Consider the following 23,784-nt stretch of genomic DNA (forward strand, 5'->3'; position numbering starts at 1 on the left):
TGCTCTATTCCCTAGAGTTCAAATAAGGAGAAAGGCGTTCTATGTAAGTAGGTGTTTTTAGTTTGGATAAAAATAGAACAGTTAGGTGGAATGAATGTTTAAAGAACCTTATATTGCGATGATAAAGGATTGGAAAGGATACAAAGCATACAAAAAATTGCCGAAAACAGTTTTTCTTATGACTGGTTCAATGCTGGAATTACCAGAGCGTGTATATGAATTGCAGAAACATGGACATGATGTATTTCTTCATTGTGATTTTATACAAGGTTTAAATACGAATACAGAGGAAGCGCTTTTGTATATTCAAGATGTTATCGGGGCACAAGGTATTATTTCAACAAAGGGTTCGACAATTCGAAATGCTAATAAAATTGGATTGAAAACAATTCAACGTATTTTTATTGTAGATACTTTATCTCTTACTAAATCAATTGAAAATTGTAAAACGACTAGACCAAATGCAGTAGAGATTATGCCGGGGATTATGCCTTCTATAATTAAACAGCTAGTAGAGGAAATAGAGTTTCCTATTATTGCAGGCGGGTTGATTCAAACGCGAGAAGATGCGGAAATTGCAATTCGTGCAGGAGCAAGTGCGATTTCAACAAGTCATTATGAAGTATGGATACATGAAGAAAAAAGGAGTGCAACTTTGTGATTGAATTGAAAAATGTTTCAAAGGTATATAAAAATGCAGAAGAGACAGCGGTTAAAGGCGTATCGGTTCATATTAAGAAGGGCGAATTTTTTGTTTTAGTTGGACCTTCGGGATGCGGGAAAAGCACATTATTACGAATGATCGCTGGCTTAGAAGAGATTTCTTCGGGAGATTTAATTATTAATGAACGTGTTGCAAATGATCTAGAGCCGAAAGACCGTAATCTATCAATGGTATTTCAAAATTATGCATTATATCCACACTTATCTGTAGAAGAAAATATTTTATTTGGACTTAAGGTAAGAAAAGTACAAAAAGAAGAGCGACAAAAGCGACTAATGGAAGCTATTGAAATGGTAGGACTGAAAGAGTATGTGAAAATGAAACCAGGTCAATTATCAGGCGGACAAAGACAGCGTGTTGCGCTTGCTAGGGCGATCGTGAGTCAAGCACCAATCTGTTTAATGGATGAACCACTTTCGAATTTAGATGCGAAATTACGTGCGCAAATGAGAATTGAAATTAGAGAAATTCAGCAGCGATTAGGAATTACGATGATTTACGTTACCCACGATCAAATAGAAGCGATGACTATGGGAGATCGTATCATGGTTTTAAATAAAGGAAGTATACAGCAAGTTGGAACACCACTTGACATATATAACGAACCAGCAAACGAATTTGTTGCAAGCTTTATAGGTTCTCCTTCTATGAATATAAATGATGGAGAAGTGGATAAAGAAAAAGGTGTATTACATATAGGGAAATTGCAAATTCCATTATCTATTGGACAGTTAAAGCAATTACCAGAAGGAATAATTCGTATAGGCATGCGTCCTGAGCATATTGCACTGTCTGAGGAAGGACAAGAAGTGATGCTGCAATCTGTAGAAGTATTAGGGAATGAATCTATATTAAACTTTGCGGTAAATGGAACAACTTGGAGTGCGAAAGTCATCGGACAGTTACTCTTGAACAAAGGTGACAAAGTAAAATTATTATTCTCACAAGAAAAGTTATGCTTCTTTAACGAAAACACAAATGAACGCTTAAAAGTGGTAGCTGAAGAAGAGTTGAAAGTGGTGGCGAAATAATGATCGAAGTAAGTAAGTTACCAGTTCAAACAAAGGTGTCAAAAAAGAAAAAAATATGGGGGAGAACGAAAGATTTAAGAATAGGATTATTGTTTTTGGCGCCATCTATTTTGCTATTTTCGATTTTTCTGTTCTATCCATTGTTTAGGACGATTTATTATAGTTTTTATTTAACCGATATACATGGAGAAGCTAATCTTTTCGTTGGCTTAGAAAATTATCAATATTTATTCTCTGATCCAGCCTTCTACAAAAGTATAAAATCAACTTTATTATTTGTTTTATATACAGTTCCTACGAGTATTATATTTGCTTTGTTTCTTGCATTGATTGCAAATGGAAAGGTAAGAGGTATTGGGTTATTCCGAGTTCTGTTTTCTTCGACGATGGGAATATCAGTAGCTGCTAGTGCAGTGATTTGGCTATTTTTATTTCATCCAAGTGTAGGATTATTTAATAATATATTAGCCTCTATGAACCTTCCTGCAATCGCATGGTTAACGAGTCCGGACTGGGCACTATTCTCTGTATCAGTTACAATAGTTTGGGTGAATACAGGTTTTGCATTTTTAGTTATATTAGGTGGTTTACAAAATATTGATACGTCTTTATATGAGAGTGCATCTATAGATGGTGCTAGTTATTTATATAAGCTTCGCTGTGTTACATTACCGATGCTATCACCAACTTTATTCTTTATTGTAACAGTAACATTAATTAGTGCGTTCCAAAGCTTTGGACAAATTGATATTTTAACGCACGGTGGACCGAATGATGCAACGAATTTAATTGTGTACTCGATTTACAAAGAGGCGTTTGTGAATCATCAATTTGGAACAGCAAGTGCACAAGCGATGGTATTATTTGTTTTCATTTTTGTTGCTACATTACTTCAATTTAAGTTTGCTGAGAGAAAGGTGCATTATAAATGATTGTTAAACAGTGGAAGCAAAATTTCCTATTATACATGCTGCTCATAATTAGTGCAGTAATGGTATTTTTTCCTGTACTGTATGCGTTTTTAATAAGCTTTATGACACCAGACGATATTCAAATGAGAAGGTTATTTCCGACCCAGTTTACTTTTGATAATTTCATTAATATTTTTCAAAAAGTACCGCTTTTTACATACTTATATAACAGTTTAATTGTATCGACAGTCGTTATGATTGGACAACTTATCGTATCAAGTTTAGCAGCTTATGCTTTTGTTTTTCTTCAGTTTAAAGGGAGAAACTTAATTTTCTTCCTGTTTATTTCAACGATGCTTATTCCGTGGGAAGCAACGATGGTGCCTAACTTTTTAACGATTCAAAACTTTGGCTGGATCAATAGTTTCGCTGGAATGACAGTGCCGTTTTTTGCAACAGCTTTCGGTATTTTCTTGTTACGTCAACATTTTATGACACTCCCGAATGAACTGAAAGAAGCTGCTTTTATTGAAGGGATTGGAAATGTAAGGTTTTTATTTAGCGTTGTAATACCGTATTGTAAAACGAGTTTTATTACGCTTGGAGTATATAGCTTTTTAACAACATGGAATATGTATTTATGGCCACTTTTAGTGACCACTGATGAAAAAGTAAGAACAGTGCAAATCGGTGTGAAGCAGCTTCAGTCTCAAGAAGTTGCAACTGATTGGGGAAGCGTAATGGCCGGTGTTACGGTTATCGTTATTCCAACATTGATTTTACTATTTTTAGGGCAAAAGCAATTACAACAAGGATTAACAAAAGGTGCAATTAAATAACTAAGAGAAGGTGAGCTTAAAATGAGTTTAGTAAAAAAAGGTGCTGCTCTATTAATGGCAGCAACAATGGCATTATCTAGTGCCGCTTGTTCAAATAGTAAAACAGAGGGAAAACCTGAAGCGCAGGCAAAAGTAGCACCAGTTGAAAAAAATGGTGATAAAACTGTAATTCGCTTCTGGCATGCGATGGGTGGAAAAACACAAGGGGTACTAGATGGTCTTGTTGCAGACTATAATAAGTCACAAAATAAATACGAGATAAAGGCAGAGTTCCAAGGAACATATGAAGAGTCTTTAACAAAATTTAGAACGATGTCTGCAACGAAAGAAGCGCCAGCGCTTGTTCAATCGAGTGAAATTACAACGAAATATATGATTGATAGCAAAAAAATCACACCAATTGATAGCTGGATAAAAAAAGATAAGTACGATACGTCAAAATTAGAAAAAGCAATTACAAATTATTATTCAGTTGATGGAAAAATGTATTCTATGCCATTTAATTCATCTACACCAGTATTAATTTATAATAAAGATGCTTTTGCAAAGGCGGGCTTAGATCCAGAGAAAGCTCCGAAAACATATGCGGAATTACAAGAAGCGGCGAAAAAGTTAACGATTAAAGAAGGCGGAAATGTAAAACAATATGGATTCTCCATGCTTAACTACGGTTGGTTCTTTGAAGAATTGTTAGCGACACAAGGTGCTTTATATGTAGATAACGAAAACGGCCGTAAAGATGCTGCAAAGAAGGCGGTATTTAACGGTAAAGAAGGACAGAAAGTATTTGGAATGTTAGATGATTTAAATAAAGCTGGCGCACTTGGAAAGTATGGAGCAAGTTGGGATGATATTCGTGCTGCGTTCCAGTCTGGACAAGTTGCTATGTATTTAGATTCTTCAGCAGGTGTTCGTGATTTAATTGATGCATCTAAGTTTAATGTAGGTGTTTCATATATTCCATATCCAGAGGATTCGAAACAAAATGGTGTTGTCATTGGAGGCGCATCATTATGGATGACGAATATGGTTTCAGAAGAAACGCAACAAGGTGCTTGGGACTTTATGAAATATTTAACGAAGCCAGACGTACAAGCAAAATGGCATACGGCAACAGGTTATTTCTCAATTAATCCAGATGCATATAATGAGCCATTAGTAAAAGAGCAATATGAAAAATATCCACAGTTAAAAGTAACAGTAGATCAACTGCAAGCGACAAAGCAATCTCCAGCAACACAAGGGGCTTTAATTAGTGTATTCCCAGAATCACGAGATGCAGTTGTAAAAGCATTAGAAGCAATGTATGACGGGAAGAATAGTAAAGAAGCGTTAGATGAAGCTGCCAAAGCAACAGATAGAGCAATTAGCATTTCAGCTCGTACGAGTCAAAAATAAGAGAAAGCCGTATCCTTAAAAGGGATACGGCTTTCTCTATAGGGAGATAAGGGATCAAAGAAGTGATGAAGTCTTATCTCTTTTATATGAGTAAAGGGTCTAGAGTGAATGTTGTCCTTTTCATTATTTATTTAACTCCATTGCGACTTGTTTACCATTTACGAAAACCTCTACTACCGCTACTATAACTTCCATTACTTTTTTCATCTCTCATCTCTCCTTGTTTTTGTTTCATTTCTTACTCTCAGTATAAGGAAATACAGTAATTACAACTATCGAATTGGATGACAAGAGACTTACATTGTTGTAAGGATAATAGTTTAGTTTGTAATAAAGTGAAACTGTAATCAGTGGGGGGTTACTGCTCGTTAATGCGGGATAAATTTGATTCAAGATTAAGATTCGGAATTTTCTGTTGTTTTGAACTATAATTAGAAAGAGGGGGGATAATATGAAAAGAATTCTTGTTATTAGTGATATTCATGGAGAGATAGAAAAGTTCGAACAGTTATTGGAAGAAGCTCAATATGATGCGAAACAGGATCAATTGATCTTACTGGGAGATTATGTAGATTGTGGTCCAAATGCGCGTGCTGTAATTGAAAAGGTAAGAGAATTGAAAGAAGAGGGAGCACTCATTTTAAAAGGAAATCATGAAGATATGATGATTAAGGCGTTAACGACAAATGAGGAACGTTCATGGAACCATTGGGTAAAAAGAAATGGTGGAGATAAGACATTATATAGCTATGGATTTGTAGAAGAGGATATTGCGGTTAATGAGAAAGACTTTCAAAAACCGATGTTACAATCTCGTGTATTAGAGGAACATATAAAGTTTATTCAAGAATTAGATCATTATATTGAAACAGAAGAGTATATATTTGTACATGCTGGGGTTGAACCGATGAAACGAATTTCTGAATCTGAACCATATACGTTAATGTGGATCCGTAATGAATTTCATAATGGATATAGTGGTGAAAAGGTTGTTGTATTTGGGCATACGGAAACAAAAATGCTTCATGGTAGTGAGGATTGCGGAGTGTATTTTGGTAGTAATCGTATTATTGGAATTGATGGCGGGGCTGTGTATGGCGGTCAGCTAAATTGTTTGGAGTTGCCGAGTAAAAAGGTATATGTAATAAAAAATTGAAAGAGATAAGAGGAATCTTATTTCTTTCAATTTTTTATTAAGCTAAATTTAAGACAAAGTTTTTATAATAAAACTTCAAAATTTTAGAAGGAAATAGTTAAAAATGAAATTACGTAATGCAACTACATTCTTTTGTTATGAAGAGAAGAAATGTAATAATAAATAGAATTGAACTATTTGATGGAAGGTGAGAGCATGCGTTTACTTGTAGTAGAAGATAATGCTTCGTTATTAGAGTCTATCGTACAAATTTTGCGTGATGAATTTGAAGTAGATACGGCAATAAATGGAGAAGATGGATTGTTTTTAGCTCTTCAAAATATATATGATGCAATTTTGCTGGATGTGATGATGCCAGGGATGGACGGATTTGAAGTGATTCAAAAAATACGTGATGAAAAGATTGAAACACCAGTCCTGTTTTTGACAGCGAGAGATTCTTTAGAAGATCGGGTGAAGGGATTGGACTTTGGTGGAGATGACTATATCGTTAAGCCATTTCAGGCCCCTGAATTAAAAGCGAGAATTCGCGCTTTACTACGCAGAAGTGGTAGTTTAACAACGCAGCAAACGATTCGTTATAAAGGGATTGAATTGTTCGGAAAAGATAAAGACGTTCAAGTAGATGGAAAAAGTATTAAGTTGACATTGAAACAATATGAGCTACTAGAGTACCTCATTCAAAATAGCGGGAAGATTTTAATGCGTGAACAAATTTTTGATCGTGTTTGGGGATTTGATTCAGATACGACAGTAGCGATTGTAGAAGTGTATGTGCATCATTTACGTAAAAAATTAGAACCATTCGGTTATCAGAAAGATATTCAAACCGTTCGAGGTATTGGATATATATTAAAAGAACAATGAAAAAGGGAAGTATGTTTCAAAAGACACGCATTCGTTTGACTATAGTGAATTCATTAGTATTTATCCTATTAATAGGTATATTAGGTAGTATTATTTATTCATACACATATAAGCGTATTTATAATGAAGTGGATCAATCTATAAAAATGATGGCTCAGTATAGAGAAAAATTAGATGTTAAAATACCACCAAGAAAACGCATGGAGAATATCCAAATTGGAGATCCGCGAGTAACTAGAATAACTTGGAATGGAAAAATAGTGAAAATAGAGGGCGATAACCGTAAATTCCGTTCTATTTTTGAAGAGAATTTGGAAAAGTTTTCTCCAAAAAATTTAGAGGAGTTACAAGATATTGAAGTACAAGGACGATATTTTAGAGTATTTTCGCTTCAAAAAGATGGAGAAATAGTTCAAATCGTGCGAGATATAACAGCGGAAGAAAGAATGTTAAATACTTTATTTTTAATCCTTGTTATAGGTTGTAGCATAGGAAGCCTCTGTGCGATAGGTATCGGCTTTTTCCTAGCTGGTAGAGCACTCGTACCTATTCAAAATTCATGGGAGAAACAGCAGCAATTCGTTTCTGATGCATCACATGAACTCAGGACACCACTTGCAGTTATTCAATCAAAAACGGATGTTTTATTCCAGTCACCATCCGCTACGATAGAAGAAAAAGCGATGGATATTTCTACAATTTCAAAAGAATGTAGGCGGTTATCGAAACTCGTTAGTAATTTATTATTGCTAGCACGTTCTGATTCTAATCAAATTGAGATGGATAAGAAAACATTTGAACTTGATAAATTGTTAGAAGAAATAGTAGCTCCATATAAGGAGATTGCTTCTTATCAAGAAAAAGAAATGATGCTAAAAGTAGAACGTGGTGTATCTTTTATGGGGGATAGAGAGCGGATTCATCAAATGATGGTCATACTGTTAGATAATGCGATGAAGTATACAAACGAAGGTGGGCATATTCAAATCGATTGCACGCAAACGAGTAGTTCAATTCGTATACAGGTGAAAGATGACGGGATAGGAGTGAAAGAAGAGGATATTCCGAAATTATTTAATCGTTTTTATCAAGGGGATAAAGCAAGAAGTACGTCAGAAGGAGCTGGATTAGGTCTTTCAATCGCAAATTGGATTGTAGAAAAGCATTATGGAAAAATATCAGTAGAGAGCAAATGGGGAGATGGAACTTGCTTTGAAGTGATATTCCCTAAAAATCAAAGAATATAAGTAAGAAGACGATCTTGTTTTTACAAGGTCGTCTTTTTTTAAGATAAAGTTAAGAAACTATTTATATTATGTATGGCATAAAGAAAGTTCGTTACATGAAGAAGAGACTAGGTGTATGTGAGTGAGTTTTATCAATCATAATGTTATCTCAAGCAGCGATGAGATGTATGTATAGTATTAAAAAAACTAGGGGAATGATGGGAAAGAAAGTATAAGAGGGAGGAATTAATTTTGAAAAAGAAAATGATGACGGTATTCGCTATTGGAGTAATGAGTTTAAGTATATTAGGGGGTGCCTCTCCTTCTGAAACATCAAAAGGAAAGACTGATTACACGCAGCGCAGTAAAGAACAATTGAACAATGGTAAGATACATGCAGTGCATACAGAAGAAAAAGCAGAGAAACTAGGTATTGAAACGGAAGGAAAAGAACAAATTACACTAGAAAAAGAAATTCATGAAACAGAAGTAGGAAGGGAAGCAGAGCAGTTAGGCATATCGATTGAAGGAAAAGATGTTGGGACGCTGTCAGAAGAAATCTATGAAACAAAAGTAAAGCAAGAAGCATTAAAGCTAGGTATATCTATAGAGAATGCATCAATTGTAGATTTAATTACTCAAATTAATGCGATTAAAATTAAAGATGAAGCAGATAAATTAGGTATTTCGACAGATGGAAAAGAAATCGAAGACATCGCGGAAGAAATCTACGGAAAGAAAGTAAGAGAAGAAGCAGGAAAGTTAGACATTTCTCAAAAAGGAAAAGAGATTGAAGAGTTAGCACAAGAAGTGTACGAACAAAAAGTACAGGAAGAAGCAAAAAAATATCATATTGATTTGTATGGTAAAGATATATATCAAATATTAAGAGAAATTAATGAACAAAAGGTGCTACAAATGGCAGATGAGCTTAATATGGATAAAATGAATATGAATATTCAAGAGTTAGCGGAAAAGATAAAAAAAGATCAGCCTGAAAAAGGAAAAGAACTAAATTTTGTACCGATGATACGAACGGATGCTGACGCATTTTATTCTTATTTAACGAATTAATAAGGGCGTGAAAGCGATAAGAAAATTGAAGTGGTATATATGTACAGCTTTACTAGGTGCAGCAATATGGAGTGTATATACAAATGGAATTCCAAAGTATGTAGAGAAGTTAACACTCTCAAATATACAAAGAGGAAAAGAAACGGAGTTTAGTAATAACGATGAAAAAGTCATCTTATCAAATGTTCCATTAATTCAGCAGTTACCAGAATTGGATAGAGGCTGTGAAGTGACAAGCTTAGCGATGATGTTACAATACGCTGGTGTTTCAGTGGATAAGATGACATTAGCAAATGAAATAAAAAAAGTTGATTTTATAGACGCTGGTGTGCGCGGGAATCCAAATGAAGGATTTGTAGGTAATATTTATACATTCTCTGAATCAGGATACGGTGTATATCATGGGCCACTTTTTCAGTTAGCGGAAGAATATTTACCTAATAAAGCTGTAGACTTAACAGGGAAGAATATAGAAGAAATTTATAAGAGTGTAAAAGCAGGGAAACCTGTAGTCATGATCACGAATGCAACATTTGCACCATTAGATGAAGATGAATTTACTACATGGGAAACAAATAGTGGAGATGTTTCTATTACGTATAATGAACATTGTGTTGTACTTATTGGATATGATCAGGAATCTGTATATATTCGAGATCCACTTGAGGATAGCTTAGATGTAAAAGTACCGAGAGAAACCTTTGAACAGGCATGGGTACAAATGGGAAGTCAGGCAATTAGTTATGTAAAGAGCGCCAAATAAATTAGGACGAAGAGTTTTAGTAATATGACTATAAGGCGAAGGGTAAAGATTTGAGGATTATAAGAGAAGTTTTGTAGAGTAGAAGCTGTTAAGAAATGAGAGAACTTTAGTATATATAATGCTAAAGTTCTCTTATTTTTATGATTAAAATACGTATAAGGAGTGAATATGCAAAAATGCATAATTGACGAAAAATTTACATGTTATCATTATATATTGTTTTATACATGTTAATTGTATAAAATGACACAAGTATCCACATTACATAAAGGAGGCTTATTATGCAAAAAATATTTAACTGGGTTAAATGTATGAGTATCAATAAAAAATTAATCATTTCATTTTTTATTATTTTAACTATACCAGGAATTATTATCGGTGGTGTTTCATATCAAACTGCCAAAACAAATTTTGAACATCAAATGACAGATAAAGCAAAGGAGAATATTTCGATTTTAAATACTGTTATTTCTCAAAATATAGAAGAGAAATTTGTTGATGCGACGTACTTTGCAGACATCTTAACAGAGGATACATATCCAAATGGACAAGAAGAAATAGTAAGAACGAAGTTAGCACAATATATAAAGCTTCATCCAGAAGTAGAAGGTATTTATATTGGAACAGAGACGGGAAAGTTTATAAGAGAACCATTTATTCAAATGGCTGATGGGTATAATCCAACAGATAGATCTTGGTATAAAGAAGCACATGAAAATAAAGGGAAAGTAATTGTTACTGCGCCATATCAGTCAGCATCTACAAAAAATATGGTAGTGACGATTGCGAAAGAAGTAAAAGATGGTAAAGGTGTTATAGGAATTAATTTAAACTTAGATAACATCTTAAAAATTTCCAAAATGATTAACATTGGTGAAAAAGGTTATGCAGTTATTTTAGATCAAAATAAGCAAATTGTTAGTCATCCATCTAGAAAACCAGGTGCAAAAGTTACTGATCCTTGGATTAAACCAATTTATGAAGATAAACAAGGAAATGTGTCTTATACAGAACAAGATGATAAAAAGAATTTAATCTTTGCAACAAATGAGAAAACGGGCTGGAAAGTAGTTGGCGTTATGTTCGATGAAGAAATTACCCAAGCTGCCAGTCCAGTGTTTTATAAGACTTTGATTGTCATTGCTATTGCTATTGCATTTGGTAGTGTATTAATTTATTTCATTACAAAGTCTATTACAAGGCCATTACGAAAAATAGCTGAATCGGCATATAAAATTAGTAAGGGAGATTTAACAGAGAAAATTACAATCCATTCCAAGGATGACATAGGAAAATTAGGGAATTCATTTAATGAAATGTCTACGTCTTTACAAGATGTTATTACCCAAATTAGCTTTTCAGCAGAACATGTTGCAGCATCGGCAGAAGAGTTAACAGCAAGCGTACAGCAAGCAAATGATGCGACAGACCAAATTACAATTGCAATGGAACAAGTATCAGGTGGGGCCGAATCACAAAGTCAAGGTGTTGAAGAAGGTGCGGCTACATTGCAACAAGTAAATACAGCAATTCAAGATGTAACTGGAAGCGCAGAGTCAATTTCTATTTCCTCATTACATGCGCGAGAAAGAGCTGAAGAGGGAGAAGATTTAGTTGAACAAACCGCAAAACAAATGCAGTCTATTTCTAAATCGGTATCCGAGTCAGATGCTATTATTAAACTTCTTGATGAGAAATCAAAGCAGGTAGGAGCTATTTCTGAAGCAATTCAAAATATCGCTACTCAAACAAACTTGTTAGCTTTGAATGCGGCTATTGAAGCAGCAAGAGCAGGTGAACAGGGACGAGGATTTGCTATTGTAGCAGATGAGGTTAGAAAATTAGCAGAGCAATCAGGAGAGTCATCTGGAGAGATTGCAAATTTAATCGCAGAAATTAAGGCGGATATTGAACATACTGTTAAGGCAATGGATAATGTGAATGGAGAAGTTCAACAAGGCCTTGATGTTGTAACAAAAACGAAAGTAAGTTTTACGGAAATTTTAAGTTCTACTACACATATTGTTTCTCAAGTTAATCAAATGGTAGAAACAACGAAGAGAATTGCTGGAGATGCAAATGAAGTGACAAATGCTATTGATGAAATTGCAGCTGCTGCAGAAGAAAATACGGCTAGTATGCAAAGTGTTGCAGCTTCAACAGAAGAACAGGTTAATTCCATGGAAGAAATTAGTTCAGCTTCGCAAAACTTAGCTGAGATGGCCGAAGAACTACAAGCGATGACTAGTAAATTTAAAGTATAATAACAGCAGATAAGTAAGGTGAAAATAATATCACCTTACTTATTTTTCTATTCAGCAATTAGGGGAGTCATTAACGGGATGAAAAAAAGAAAAAGACTATGGAATTTATGGAAAACGATTACATTGTTAGTTTGTACAGTTGTAATTTTTTCTTTACTTGTGACAGATATATTAATTAGTCATAATGTGGAACGGACGACGGAGGATAGCCAATCAGAGAAGGCAAAAACAATTGCACACATTGTGGCGAATGATTCGATTGTAATCGATGGTTTGGTTGGGAAAGCAGATACCTCTGCAATCCAAACGTATACAAATAGGATATTAAAAAACACAGGTGTTCAATTTATTGTAGTTATGGACATGGATGGAATAAGAAAATCTCATCCAGATCCTCAAAAAATAGGTCATCATTTTATTGGCGGGGATGAAGGGCCTGTATTGAAAGGAAAAGAACATGTATCGTTAGCAGAAGGAACTTTAGGTATTTCCATGCGAGTGTTTGTACCAATATTTTCTGAAACAGGTGAACAACTTGGAGCAGTGTCTGTTGGTATTTCAGCAGATAATGTAAAAGAGAGAGTTAAGGAAAGTAGACATATCATTTATATTGGTGTCGGAGTTGGTGTATTAGTCGGAATTATAGGAGCAATATTGCTAGCTAGACATATAAAGAAAAGTTTATTCGGTCTTGAGCCGCACAGGATAGCAAAAATCCTTGAAGAAAGAAATACGATGCTACAATCTGTAAAGGAAGGTATTATTGCTGTAGATAAAGAGGCTAGAGTAACGTTAATTAATAATGAAGCGAAACGTCTATTTAAAAAAAGCGGACTTGAAGAAGATTTTATCGGTAAAGATGTTGAGTTGTATATGCCAAATTCACGTATAAAAGAAGTATTGCAAACGGGAGAAGTACAATTAAACGAAGAACAAAATATTTATGGAATTACGATTGTGACGAATCGAGTTCCTTTATATGTAAAAGGAGAAATAGTTGGTGCAATTGCAACATTTCGTGATAAAACAGAGATTAGAAAACTAGCAGAGGAACTAACTGGTATTAGACTATATGCAGAAGCATTACGGGCACAATCTCATGAGTTTATGAATAAGATGCATGTCGTATTAGGGCTTACACATATGAAACAGTATGAAGAATTACAGAAGTATATAAGCGGCATGGTATCAGAGCATCAATATGAAATTGGTGGAGTTATGAAAAGAATAAAAAGTCCAGTATTTGCTGGTTTTTTACTCGGTAAGCTCAGCTATGCTAGAGAGAAAAATATAAAATTAATTATAAGTGAAGATTCTTATATGCCGGAAATAGATGATGAAAGTATTATCCATGAACTTATTACGATTGTTGGAAATTTAATTGATAATGCATTAGAGGCAGTTACGAATTGTGAACAGAAACAAGTTGAAGTTAAGATACAACAAGAGGATATATTAACTATTACAGTGCAAGATACGGGAAAAGGTATACAAGAAAAAGAAATAGAGGAATTATTTACGAAAGGTTATTCCACAAAGGGAGATAACCGCGGTTATGGTTTGTATCTTGTAAAAGAAAGTATACAGCGAATAAATGGGGAAATTCATATGCATTCATTAGTAGGAAAGGGAACAACGATAACAATTGAAATACCTAAAGGTAGGGATGAGAGGCAAATATGATTAAAGTTTTAATTGTAGAAGATGACCCGATGGTAGCGATGTTAAATACGCATTATTTAGAGCAAGTAGGAGGGTTTGAACTTGTTCAAGCAGTTAACTCAGTAAAGTCGGCGATCGAAATATTAGAGAAATCACGAGTAGATTTAGTATTACTTGATATTTTTATGCCTGAAGAGACTGGTTTTGAGCTTTTAATGTATATCCGGAACCAAGAAAAAGAAATTGATATTATAATGATTTCAGCTGTACATGATATGGGGAGTATAAAAAAAGCATTACAATATGGAGTTGTAGATTATTTAATTAAACCATTTACATTTGAACGATTTAAAGAAGCATTAACTATATATCAAGAAAAACTTACTTTCATGAAAGAACAACAAAAAATTAGTCAATCGGAATTAGATTCGTTAATTTTACAAAAAGAAAAAAGGGAGCCTATTGTCACTAAAGAGCTTCCGAAAGGGTTAACGAAGCAAACGTTGCAATTAATTTGGCAAAAGATCGAGTCTTTGAATGGAAGAGTGTTTACAACAGATGAAATGGCACAATTAGTTGGAATTTCAAGAGTTTCTATTCGGAAATATGTAATGTTTCTGACTGACATTGGGGTGTTAGAAAACGAAATGATGTACCAACATGTGGGAAGACCTGTAAGTAAATTAAGATGTGTTGATCAAAAGAAAATAGAGTTTTACGTATAAGCGACTTAGTATAAGTCGCTTATACTTTTTTTAATTACAAAATCAATTACAAAACTTACAAAAACTATTTTTACTATTGAAAGCGTTTTAATATTGTTATTAAGAAAACGAGGGGGTGCCATATGGGAATTCAAAAGAATGTGGAAGCGGTATCATTTTCTGGAGGAAATGAATTACAAAGAGAATCTTTCGCTTCTAAAATTATGAATGTAAAAATCGGTGTTATACCTTTACCGTTATATGTAGTATTGGCTGCTATTATTTATGGGGCATCTGTATATAATAAATTGCCAGCAGATATGATTGGTGGATTTGCAGTTATTATGATCATGGGAATTTTCTTAGGCGATATTGGGATGAGAATTCCAATTTTAAAAAATATCGGCGGTCCAGCAATACTTTCGTTATTTATTCCATCATTACTTGTATTTTTTAACTGGATGAATCCAGCTTCAATGGAAGCCGCGACTATGTTAATGAAAAAATCGAACTTTTTATATTTATATATTTCTTGTTTAGTAGTCGGAAGTATTTTAGGAATGAACCGTAAAGTGTTAGTACAAGGTTTCGTTCGCATGTTTATTCCTTTAGTAGTAGGGACGTTAGCTTCTGTAGCAGTAGGATTATTAGTCGGTTCATTATTTGGATTTGAAATGAAGCAGACATTCTTCTTTATCATCGTACCAATTGTGAGTGGTGGTATCGGGGAAGGAATTTTACCACTGTCGCTAGCTTATAGTGATATTTTAAATGAATCATCAGCAACGTTTGTATCACAGCTTATTCCAGCAGCTATTATTGGAAATATGTTCGCAATTGTAAGTGCAGGGTATATGAAGCGTTTAGGTGAGAAGAAACCGGAGCTTAGTGGTAACGGTGTATTAGTGAAAACAGACAATCAAGCAGAATTATTAAAAGAACAAAATACAGAGAAACCAATTGACTTCTCATTAATGGGAGCAGGTTTATTAATTGCGTGTACGTTCTTCATCTTCGGAGGATTTGCTTCTAAGTTCATCGGTATTCCTGGGGCGATCATTATGATTTTCTCAGCAGCACTTGTGAAATACTTTAAATTAATGCCAGCAAAAATGGAGCAAGGAGCATTCCATTTATATAAATTTATTTCGAAGAATTTAACTTGGCCTTTAATGGTTGGATTAGGATTGCTATATATTCCGTTAAAAGACGTAGCAGCAGTTCTTTCAGTAGGATATGTTGTTGTGTGCGCATCGGTTGTTCTTACAATGGTAGCATCAGGTTTTCTTGTAGGGAAAGTGATGAAGATGTATCCAGTTGAATCGGCGATTGTAACTGGATGTCATAGCGGTTTAGGCGGAACTGGAGATGTTGCTATTTTATCGGCTTCAAATCGTATGGAATTAATGCCGTTCGCGCAAATTTCAACTCGTTTAGGCGGGGCGGCAATGGTTGTAACGGCGACAATATTATTAAAAATGTTTTCATGATCAAACAAGCTAGCTATATTCATATAGCTAGCTTGTCAAATTAAGGGGAGATTATAAGTATGTTAGCAAATCAAATTAATGAAAGATCATTGTTATTGCATAAAGAATTAGTAGGGAAAATTGAAATTACAAGTAAAGTAGAAGTAAATACAGCGGATGATTTAAGCCTGACGTATACACCAGGTGTAGCGGAGTCTTGTAAAGCAATTGCGGCAGATGAAGAAACAGTGTATGACTATACAGCACGTGGCAATATGGTAGCAGTTGTCTCAGATGGAACAGCGGTACTTGGTCTAGGAAACATTGGACCGAAAGCGGCTATGCCTGTTATGGAAGGAAAAAGTATTTTATTTAAGAAATTTGCGAATGTAGATGCTTTCCCATTATGTTTAGGGACGACGGATGTGGATGAAATCGTTACCCTTGTAAAAAATTTAGAGCCTACATTTGCAGGGATCAATTTAGAGGATATTGCAGCACCGCGTTGTTTTGAAATTGAAAAACGACTAAAAGAAGAAACGAATATTCCTGTATTCCATGATGATCAACATGGAACAGCTATTGTCGTTTTAGCAGCTGTTATTAATGCATTAAAAGTTGTTAGCAAACAAATGGATAATGTGAAAATCGTTATTAACGGTGCGGGTTCGGCAGGAATTGCAATTGGAAAATTATTATTAAAGGCTGGTGCAAATCACATTACGCTAGTTAGCCTAGAAGGTATTGTTTGTGAAGGTGAAACATGGATGAACGAAGCACAAATTGAAGTTTCAAAAAAGACAAATCGTGAACATGTGCGTGGAACGTTAAAAGAAGCGATTCACCAAGCTGATATTTTTATTGGCGTATCTGCTCCTAACGTATTAACGAAAGAACTTGTACAGACGATGAATGAGAAAGCAATTGTGTTTGCAATGGCGAATCCAATTCCAGAAATCTTCCCTGAGGATGCGTTAGAGGCTGGTGCAGCTGTAGTAGGAACTGGGCGCTCGGATTATGCGAATCAAGTAAATAATGTATTGGCGTTTCCCGGAATATTCCGCGGTGCGTTAGATGTGCGCGCAACTGATATTACAGAAGAGATGAAATTAGCGGCAGCATATGGGATCGCTAACATCATTACTGATGAAGAACGTAATGCGAATTATGTAATCCCGAATCCATTAGATAAAAGAGTTGTTCCAAGTGTTGCAGAAGCAGTAGCGAAAGCAGCTATTGATTCGGGCGTGGCGCAAATTACGAAAATACCAAGTTATTAATAGTTAAAAGCAGTGCCTAAAAGGCACTGCTTTTTTGAGATAAGAAATCAAAATAATGAAGAAGTGTAGAATTATTTATGTTTCTTCACTATTTATTTAATTCCATTGCAACTTGTTTACCATTCACTAAAACCTCAGTTACTGCTACGATTACTTCTATCATTTTTTTCATCTCTCATCTCTCCTCGTTTCATTTCTTACTTTAAGTATAAGAGAAGAGAGAGAATTCAACTATCGAAGTACAAGACGTAGAAATTACATTATTGTAAGAAAGTGGTTTATTTTGTCACTTTACTCAGCAGTGATTACAAACTGATCATAATATTTTTCATTCACATATATATTTAATAACCATAATCCAGATGAAGGTAGTGACATAGTGAGAGGGAGTTCGTTTGCAGTAGAATCGATTGTATTTGAAGTGGTCCAAGTTTGTTTGGAAGTTTCTTTTTGAAAGAGTACTGGTGTCGGAGTTACAGATCCTTGTTTTAGCGCAATAATAGACAATTTTCCAGTTGGTATTTCAGAATCTAGAAAGTACCACATTATTTCATTTTGTTCATTCGCGATAATAGGACTATCAGCCATTGCGATTTTTCCTTCGATGCCTTTTAAAGGTATTTTTCCGTCTATGAATGAGGGGGCTTCTTCCCAATTTACATCTTTTAAAACACTAAGATGAAAGAAGGAAGGTGCGTTCACTTGATTGGATGACGTTGCGACAGCTTCAGTTTTAGATGCTTTTGAATCAGGTTGTGCTGGTGTGCATCCAGTGATGAGGAAGGAGAGAAGTAGCATAGTTCCGATTTTTTTCATGGTGCCACACTCCTAGTTTTTATTGTTAGTGTAATTGTATTTGCTAGAAGGCGGGACAATTCCTTTAAAGTATAAAAAGAGGTCGTAAGTTTTGTACGACCTCTTTTGACATTTTTATCCCGTAAAAGCCCGATTGGTGTAGGTTAATAATTAGTGGGAGATAGTCCCCACTAATTAAAGTTTCATTTTATATTTGTTCCGTTGTATAGGTTGGTTCGGTTTCTTTTTGAGGCATCGTCAAAAAAATAACGGACAGAACGATACATACGCCGCCTAATAATTGATATGTTCCAAAAGATTCATTTAGCCAAGTGATTGAAACGATGGCAGCTACAAGGGGTTCAATGCTAGATAAAATGCTTGTTTCTGTTGCTGCTAAATATTTAAGACTACCGATATATAGAAGGAAAGAAAGGGTACCACTAATAATGATAAGAATAAGCATAGAAAAAGTTTTTAGTGTAAGGGTTTGTGAAAATTGATTCCACCCGAATGAACGATTATAAATAAGTAGTGCAATTCCTCCGATTAACATCCCCCAACCAATTACTACAGTTGTCCCGCATTCTTTAATGAGAGAAGCCGGATGAAGGGTATAAAATGCAAATCCGATTGCTGTTAATAGTCCAAAAATAATAGCTTTTTTGGATAAAACAATATTTTCAATTGAGCCATTTGTAATAATAAAGTATGTTCCTATTAGCGCGGCTATAATTGCGAATAGTTGCATGGAAGCAGGGAATTTTCTTTGTTCAAATGCAACATACATGGTAATAAGAACAGGGCCTAGAAATTGAAATAGCGTTGCTGTGACTGCATTACTAATATGAACCGTTTCGATAAAGGCGTATTGCGCACCGAGCATGCCGAGAATAGAAAAAATAATAAGTTGTATAGAATATCTAGGGTGTTTCCAAATTTGAAATATATTTTGTTTCTTTATAAGTAAGAAAGACAAAATAAATATTCCTGCAAGCAACAATCGAATTGTTAAAAAATCAATTGAGGATACATTAGTATGCTGAAATAGCCACTGAATCATTGGACCAGATAATCCCCATAATGTAGCCCCTGTAATAATCATAATAAGTCCGATACGTCTACCATTGTTCATTATCATGTTTCTCCTCTCCAGTATTTGATTTTTTATGTGTGACATGATAAAAGGAATTATATATAAAATCTGGTACTGTAAAAAGTATCAGATTTTAGTTTTATTAAGGGGTCAGATATTATGTTAGAATTAACGCCTAATTTAAATATGAATAGTAAAAAGGCATTATATGTGCAATTGTATGAGTATATAAAAAAAGAGATTAAAGATGGATCAATTGTCCCTTTTACGAAATTACCGGCTAAGCGAAAGTTAGCGATACATTTACAGGTAAGTAAAAATACAGTAGAGGCAGCGTACGAACAATTACTTGCAGAAGGTTATATTGAGTCGATATTGAGAAAAGGTTATTTTGTATGCAAGATTGAGCAAATGGCTCATGTAGAGGATAGCGGAGAGAGAATAGAAGAAGTACCGTTTCAGGAGAAGAGTTATAAATTTGATTTTACACAAACAGGAATTGATACAAATGCTTTTCCATTCAATATGTATCGGAAAATTGTAAATGAAATATGGCAGCCGCATAATAACGAACTTCTCTTTCTAGGACACCCTCAAGGAGAAGCGAGCTTAAGAGAAGAGATTACGAATTATTTGTATGAATCTAGAGGTGTACGTTGTTCAGCTAGTCAAATTGTATTAGGAGCGGGAACACAAATATTAGTGAAACTATTGTTTCAATTGTTAAAGGGAAGCAATTATGCAGTTGAAAACCCAGGGTATCATAGAAAGATGGTTGTTTTTGAACAGGGAGAAGCAAGAGTCCAAATGTTATCTTTAGATAGAGATGGAATTTGTATTGCAGATTTAGAAAATAGCAATGCGAATGTTGTATTTGTTACACCTTCCCATCAGTTTCCATATGGAATGATTATGCCTATTACGAGAAGGATGCAGCTTTTACAATGGGCAAAGAAAGAAGAGAGCAGGTATATTATTGAAGATGATTACGATAGTGAATTTCGCTATTCTGGAAAGCCTATACCGGCGCTGCAAGGGTTAGATACAGAGGGGAAAGTTATTTATATGGGGACGCTATCTAAAGCATTATTGCCATCGCTACGGATGAGCTATATGGTGTTGCCGAAGAAATTAATTAAAAAGTATCAACAGCAATATTTATTTTATACACAAAGTGTTTCAAGAATGGACCAAGAAGTGATTAGAAGATTTTTAAATGAAGGCTATTGGGAAAAACATATTCATAAAATGCGTGTCGTCTACCGAAAGAAGAGAGATCGACTTGTTTTTGAAATAGAGAAATATTTCTCTAATCGTGTTGAAGTGATAGGAGAAGATTCGGGATTACACATTTTATTAAAAGTGCATAATAGAATGCGGGAAGAAGAATTAATTCAAGAAGCTGCGAAACATAGTATCAAAATATATCCTGTGTCTACGTACTATAAAGACGGTACGGCGCCTGAGAATGTAGTTTTACTTGGGTTTGCGATATTATCAGAGGAAGAAATTGCGAAAGCGATTCAATTATTACACACGGCATGGTTTACAAGAAAGTAAAAAACATCCTCCAAACATGAGGATGTTTTTTATTATTTATTTTCATCTAAGAATAAGACCATATGCTCTTCGTCCCAATATTGTCCGTTATATTTTAATGAACGTTCTTGTACACCGAATGTTTTAAAACCTAATGATTCATAAAGTTTTTTCGCTCCATCGTTGCCAACAACAACATCAAGCATAACTTGTTCTACTTCTAAAGATTTAGCAAGCTCAAGACATTCTTTAATAAGTGCTTTTCCTGCTCCAAGTCCGCGTGCTTTTGGAGATACATATACAGAACCGATTTTAGCTTTATGTTCTTGTTTTACATATGGTTTCGTTTCCAGTGTTGCAACCCCGATTAATTTTCCATCTTTAAATGCACCTAGCGTATAGTTTTCATCTTGTGCTAATTTTTGTGCTTTATATTCAATCGCACACTCTTTATTAATAATATCTTCATAAGAAGAGCTGAATGCTTCAGGGTTTTGCTTTAATCCTTCTACGCGAAGTTCTAAGTAAATTTCTGCTTCGTCTTTTGTTAATACATGGATATCCAATTATATCACCCTCCAAATCTTTGCAAATGTACCTTTATTTTATATTGAAATAAGAATAATTTCAAAAGCTTAGCTTATATGAGCTGTTTTTATGAACAAAATAACACCAGTAGTGTTTACTACTACTGGTGTTTTCACACGCATATTATTCAAAAGGTAGCTCGATTATAAAGTTTGTTCCCGCTCCTAATTGGCTTGTTACTAGAATAGAACCGTTATGCAATTCTACAATTTCCTTTGCAACAGCTAGCCCGATACCTTTTCCGCCTGTAGCTCGTGTTCTAGATTTATCGACACGATAAAAACGGTCAAATATATGCGGGATATCTTCTTCAGGAATACCTTCACCTTCATCTTGTACACTTATTGTAAAAGAATCTGTTTTTGTAAGTACACGTATCGTAATGGCTGTGTTTTCTGGCGAATGTTGATAAGCGTTGTGTAATAAATTTAACATAACTTGTTCCATACGTCTTTCGTCTATACAAACTTCTAAATCATCTTTGCAATATACATGAAGTTGCATTTGCTTATTTGTTAATGTTGTTTTTGTTTTTTCTACCATTCGTTCTAAAAATGGCTGAAGAAGCACTTTTTGTTTTTTTATAACAAATTGGTGTTGTTCTAATTGTACAAGCATAAATAAATCTTGGACGAGATCGGTTACACTATCCGTTTCATCCTCAATGATTTGTAAGTATTCTTCTCGCTCCTCTTTTGTTAAAGAGTCTCTCTTTGCTACCTTTGCATAACCTTTCATATAGGTCAATGGAGTTAATAGTTCATGAGCGACACTAGCGAGAAATTCATTGCGCTCTTTTTTCATATACGTAAGTTCACTCGATAAATCTTCAATTGTTTTTGCTAAACTACCGAGTTCATCATTTCGTTTAATACCTAATTGAATTGGCTTGTTTAATTTTGACATTTTTTCTGTCGCTCTTTTCATTTTTACAAGTGGTTCTGTAATAACGCGTGAAAAAACAAAGACAGAAATTGTTGTTAAAATAATTGTTAAAACGCTAATGATAAGAAATTGGTTCATGAGTTTAAGCAACATATTTTCTAGGAAAGATGTTTTTAATAACATATATAGCTTTCCTTGAAACTTTGTTGTGTTAAGTGGGCTTACTGTTGTGATGAACTTTGATTTTTTCCAGTTCCTTTCAACGACTAAGCCGCCGTCTGGGACAGTTTCTGTTTTACAAGTAAGTTGTTTTTGCATATCTTTTGTTACGGGTTCTGAGGTGGAAATAATTTTGCCGTTATGGTCAGTAATAATGATAGCTATATCGGAGTTAGAAATTGATTCCGATTCAACTAAGTGTGCAGCCTCATTCGTAATATCGAACTCAGGGTACACAGGACGTTTAGGATTTTTATTATGTTCAGCGTGTTTCATTTCTTTATAATATTCATCCCGTCTCTCGCGGCTTTTAATTTTTTTACTATAGCGATTACCTTTCTCTAAAAGAGCATCTGTTTCCTCTACAATACGCATTTTTGAAAGGCTTTTATAAAAAGATACGAAAGCAATTGTTTCAATACATAAAGCTAATATTAAAAAGTATGTCCCAATTTTAAGGGAAAGTTTACTCATTTTTTCACCATACCTTATTCATAATAAAGAGTCAGTGGTATACGATTTCCCACTGACCGAAGTAATTATTCACTTTTCCATTTATATCCGACTTTATAGACCGTTTCTAGGTAATCTTCAATCGGAAATCCTTTTTTGCGTAGTTTATCACGGATATTACGAATGTGTGAGTCAATTGTTCTATATTCGATATCTGTTTCATAGCCCCAAATTTTTTCGATTAAATCATCTCGGCTATAAGCACGGTTTGTATTTTGCAAAAATAGCCCGAGTAACGAAAATTCGATAGGAGTTAGCGAGATTTTTTCATCATAAACTGTGACAGTATGTTTCGTTTTATCCCACTCAATACCATTGAAACTAACAAAGCCATCTTTTTTTGTACGGCGTAATATAGCCTCGATTCGCGCGACTAATACATGCTCATCAAATGGTTTTGTAATATAATCATCTGCGCCCATCGTGAGGCCTTTCACCATATCGTAGTTTTGGTTGCGAGCTGTTAACATAATGATAGGAACGTTGGAAATTTGACGAATTTGATAGCAAGTATCCCATCCATCCATATTTGGCATCATAACATCTAATAAAATAATATCGAATTCTTTTTGTTCGATTAATTTTAGTGCTTCAAGGCCAGAGGTAGCTTTCATACAAAAATAGCCGCGAGGGCTTAAGAACAGATCTAATAATCGTAACATACGTTCTTCATCGTCTACTAATAAAATTTTTACCATAATCTTGTGCACCCCAAACTGTTCATTCTACTTGTATAGTTTACATGAAAATAATAAAAAACTCTTTTTATGTGATTGAATGG

General features: G+C 34.5%; 21 protein-coding genes and 1 pseudogene. 17 read left to right on the top strand and 5 right to left on the bottom strand.

Annotated features, from left to right (window positions below):
- The first annotated feature begins 94 nt into the window (after window positions 1-94).
- From N2V79_RS02860 to N2V79_RS02930, 16 genes and pseudogenes are all read left to right on the top strand, one after another.
- On the top strand, window positions 95-661 hold the full coding sequence (locus N2V79_RS02860; protein ID WP_064531964.1) for a glycerol-3-phosphate responsive antiterminator: 567 nt from the start codon (window positions 95-97) through the stop codon (window positions 659-661).
- Window positions 658-1,755, top strand: coding sequence for an ABC transporter ATP-binding protein (locus N2V79_RS02865; RefSeq protein WP_053565290.1), 1,098 nt, complete (start codon window positions 658-660; stop codon window positions 1,753-1,755). The genes N2V79_RS02860 and N2V79_RS02865 overlap by 4 nt, the downstream gene beginning before the upstream one ends.
- A complete protein-coding gene (locus N2V79_RS02870) occupies window positions 1,755-2,687 on the top strand; it encodes a carbohydrate ABC transporter permease (protein WP_340719551.1) in 933 nt (310 codons plus the stop codon). The genes N2V79_RS02865 and N2V79_RS02870 overlap by 1 nt, the downstream gene beginning before the upstream one ends.
- Window positions 2,684-3,505: a carbohydrate ABC transporter permease gene (locus N2V79_RS02875; RefSeq protein WP_000635948.1), complete on the top strand. Its 822-nt coding sequence runs from the start codon at window positions 2,684-2,686 to the stop codon at window positions 3,503-3,505. Before N2V79_RS02870 ends, N2V79_RS02875 begins: the two co-directional genes overlap by 4 nt.
- Before the next feature lie 21 nt (window positions 3,506-3,526).
- Window positions 3,527-4,903: an ABC transporter substrate-binding protein gene (locus tag N2V79_RS02880; protein ID WP_000060579.1), complete on the top strand. Its 1,377-nt coding sequence runs from the start codon at window positions 3,527-3,529 to the stop codon at window positions 4,901-4,903.
- A gap of 451 nt (window positions 4,904-5,354) precedes the next feature.
- On the top strand, window positions 5,355-6,059 hold the full coding sequence (locus N2V79_RS02885; protein ID WP_340719552.1) for a metallophosphoesterase family protein: 705 nt from the start codon (window positions 5,355-5,357) through the stop codon (window positions 6,057-6,059).
- A 195-nt stretch (window positions 6,060-6,254) separates the two neighbouring features.
- Window positions 6,255-6,926, top strand: a complete 672-nt coding sequence (locus N2V79_RS02890; protein ID WP_016083590.1) for a response regulator transcription factor — start codon at window positions 6,255-6,257, stop codon at window positions 6,924-6,926.
- Window positions 6,923-8,173, top strand: a complete 1,251-nt coding sequence (locus N2V79_RS02895) for a sensor histidine kinase (protein ID WP_078401632.1) — start codon at window positions 6,923-6,925, stop codon at window positions 8,171-8,173. Before N2V79_RS02890 ends, N2V79_RS02895 begins: the two co-directional genes overlap by 4 nt.
- Window positions 8,174-8,404: 231 nt before the next feature.
- The gene (locus tag N2V79_RS02900) at window positions 8,405-9,226 is read left to right on the top strand and encodes a transporter (protein ID WP_340719553.1); all 822 of its coding nucleotides are present in this window, start codon (window positions 8,405-8,407) and stop codon (window positions 9,224-9,226) included.
- A gap of 7 nt (window positions 9,227-9,233) precedes the next feature.
- Entirely contained in the window at window positions 9,234-9,989 is a 756-nt protein-coding gene (locus N2V79_RS02905; protein ID WP_340719554.1) for a C39 family peptidase, read from the top strand.
- Between the two features lie 422 nt (window positions 9,990-10,411).
- Window positions 10,412-11,314, top strand: a pseudogene (locus N2V79_RS29185) (cache domain-containing protein); the annotation flags it as partial.
- 120 nt (window positions 11,315-11,434) lie between these two features.
- The gene (locus tag N2V79_RS29190; RefSeq protein ID WP_438285312.1) at window positions 11,435-12,253 is read left to right on the top strand and encodes a methyl-accepting chemotaxis protein; all 819 of its coding nucleotides are present in this window, start codon (window positions 11,435-11,437) and stop codon (window positions 12,251-12,253) included.
- Window positions 12,254-12,331: 78 nt separating this feature from the next.
- On the top strand, window positions 12,332-13,936 hold the full coding sequence (locus tag N2V79_RS02915; protein WP_340719556.1) for a sensor histidine kinase: 1,605 nt from the start codon (window positions 12,332-12,334) through the stop codon (window positions 13,934-13,936).
- Window positions 13,933-14,640 carry a response regulator gene (locus tag N2V79_RS02920; RefSeq protein ID WP_340719557.1) on the top strand — a complete coding sequence of 236 codons (708 nt, stop codon included), beginning with the start codon at window positions 13,933-13,935 and terminating at the stop codon, window positions 14,638-14,640. Before N2V79_RS02915 ends, N2V79_RS02920 begins: the two co-directional genes overlap by 4 nt.
- Window positions 14,641-14,762: 122 nt before the next feature.
- Window positions 14,763-16,109: a 2-hydroxycarboxylate transporter family protein gene (locus N2V79_RS02925; RefSeq protein WP_265939120.1), complete on the top strand. Its 1,347-nt coding sequence runs from the start codon at window positions 14,763-14,765 to the stop codon at window positions 16,107-16,109.
- A gap of 59 nt (window positions 16,110-16,168) precedes the next feature.
- Window positions 16,169-17,368, top strand: a complete 1,200-nt coding sequence (locus N2V79_RS02930; RefSeq protein ID WP_197241428.1) for an NAD(P)-dependent malic enzyme — start codon at window positions 16,169-16,171, stop codon at window positions 17,366-17,368.
- Window positions 17,369-17,659: 291 nt separating this feature from the next.
- Here N2V79_RS02930 and N2V79_RS02935 read toward each other — a convergent pair whose 3' ends face one another.
- Complete coding sequence (locus N2V79_RS02935; protein WP_000719680.1) at window positions 17,660-18,184, bottom strand: DUF4871 domain-containing protein; 525 nt, start codon at window positions 18,182-18,184, stop codon at window positions 17,660-17,662.
- A 187-nt stretch (window positions 18,185-18,371) separates the two neighbouring features.
- On the bottom strand, window positions 18,372-19,298 hold the full coding sequence (locus tag N2V79_RS02940) for a DMT family transporter (RefSeq protein WP_064531986.1): 927 nt from the start codon (window positions 19,296-19,298) through the stop codon (window positions 18,372-18,374).
- A gap of 120 nt (window positions 19,299-19,418) precedes the next feature.
- Here N2V79_RS02940 and pdxR point away from each other — a divergent pair, with 120 nt between their 5' ends.
- Window positions 19,419-20,819, top strand: a complete 1,401-nt coding sequence (pdxR, locus tag N2V79_RS02945) for a MocR-like pyridoxine biosynthesis transcription factor PdxR (protein ID WP_064531988.1) — start codon at window positions 19,419-19,421, stop codon at window positions 20,817-20,819.
- Between the two features lie 32 nt (window positions 20,820-20,851).
- Here the strand turns inward: pdxR and N2V79_RS02950 are convergent, their stop codons facing one another.
- The 3 genes from N2V79_RS02950 to N2V79_RS02960 form a co-directional block, all read right to left on the bottom strand.
- On the bottom strand, window positions 20,852-21,364 hold the full coding sequence (locus N2V79_RS02950) for a GNAT family N-acetyltransferase (RefSeq protein WP_000351212.1): 513 nt from the start codon (window positions 21,362-21,364) through the stop codon (window positions 20,852-20,854).
- A gap of 145 nt (window positions 21,365-21,509) precedes the next feature.
- The gene (locus tag N2V79_RS02955) at window positions 21,510-22,964 is read right to left on the bottom strand and encodes a HAMP domain-containing sensor histidine kinase (RefSeq protein WP_000041023.1); all 1,455 of its coding nucleotides are present in this window, start codon (window positions 22,962-22,964) and stop codon (window positions 21,510-21,512) included.
- A 65-nt stretch (window positions 22,965-23,029) separates the two neighbouring features.
- The gene (locus tag N2V79_RS02960) at window positions 23,030-23,701 is read right to left on the bottom strand and encodes a response regulator transcription factor (RefSeq protein ID WP_000238956.1); all 672 of its coding nucleotides are present in this window, start codon (window positions 23,699-23,701) and stop codon (window positions 23,030-23,032) included.
- Window positions 23,702-23,784: the final 83 nt, after the last annotated feature.

Source organism: Bacillus sp. CH_70, from assembly GCF_038007045.1.
GTDB lineage: Bacteria > Bacillota > Bacilli > Bacillales > Bacillaceae_G > Bacillus_A > Bacillus_A cereus.

Coding starts and splice junctions, on each gene's coding strand:
- N2V79_RS02860 (WP_064531964.1), top strand. CDS start 95: ATGTTTAAAGAACCTTATATTGCGATGATAAAGGATTGGAAAGGATAC.
- N2V79_RS02870 (WP_340719551.1), top strand. CDS start 1,755: ATGATCGAAGTAAGTAAGTTACCAGTTCAAACAAAGGTGTCAAAAAAG.
- N2V79_RS02875 (WP_000635948.1), top strand. CDS start 2,684: ATGATTGTTAAACAGTGGAAGCAAAATTTCCTATTATACATGCTGCTC.
- N2V79_RS02880 (WP_000060579.1), top strand. CDS start 3,527: ATGAGTTTAGTAAAAAAAGGTGCTGCTCTATTAATGGCAGCAACAATG.
- N2V79_RS02885 (WP_340719552.1), top strand. CDS start 5,355: ATGAAAAGAATTCTTGTTATTAGTGATATTCATGGAGAGATAGAAAAG.
- N2V79_RS02890 (WP_016083590.1), top strand. CDS start 6,255: ATGCGTTTACTTGTAGTAGAAGATAATGCTTCGTTATTAGAGTCTATC.
- N2V79_RS02895 (WP_078401632.1), top strand. CDS start 6,923: ATGAAAAAGGGAAGTATGTTTCAAAAGACACGCATTCGTTTGACTATA.
- N2V79_RS29190 (WP_438285312.1), top strand. CDS start 11,435: ATGGAACAAGTATCAGGTGGGGCCGAATCACAAAGTCAAGGTGTTGAA.
- N2V79_RS02915 (WP_340719556.1), top strand. CDS start 12,332: ATGAAAAAAAGAAAAAGACTATGGAATTTATGGAAAACGATTACATTG.
- N2V79_RS02920 (WP_340719557.1), top strand. CDS start 13,933: ATGATTAAAGTTTTAATTGTAGAAGATGACCCGATGGTAGCGATGTTA.
- N2V79_RS02925 (WP_265939120.1), top strand. CDS start 14,763: ATGGGAATTCAAAAGAATGTGGAAGCGGTATCATTTTCTGGAGGAAAT.
- N2V79_RS02930 (WP_197241428.1), top strand. CDS start 16,169: ATGTTAGCAAATCAAATTAATGAAAGATCATTGTTATTGCATAAAGAA.
- N2V79_RS02935 (WP_000719680.1), bottom strand. CDS start 18,184: ATGAAAAAAATCGGAACTATGCTACTTCTCTCCTTCCTCATCACTGGA.
- N2V79_RS02940 (WP_064531986.1), bottom strand. CDS start 19,298: ATGAACAATGGTAGACGTATCGGACTTATTATGATTATTACAGGGGCT.
- pdxR (WP_064531988.1), top strand. CDS start 19,419: ATGTTAGAATTAACGCCTAATTTAAATATGAATAGTAAAAAGGCATTA.
- N2V79_RS02955 (WP_000041023.1), bottom strand. CDS start 22,964: ATGAGTAAACTTTCCCTTAAAATTGGGACATACTTTTTAATATTAGCT.
- N2V79_RS02960 (WP_000238956.1), bottom strand. CDS start 23,701: ATGGTAAAAATTTTATTAGTAGACGATGAAGAACGTATGTTACGATTA.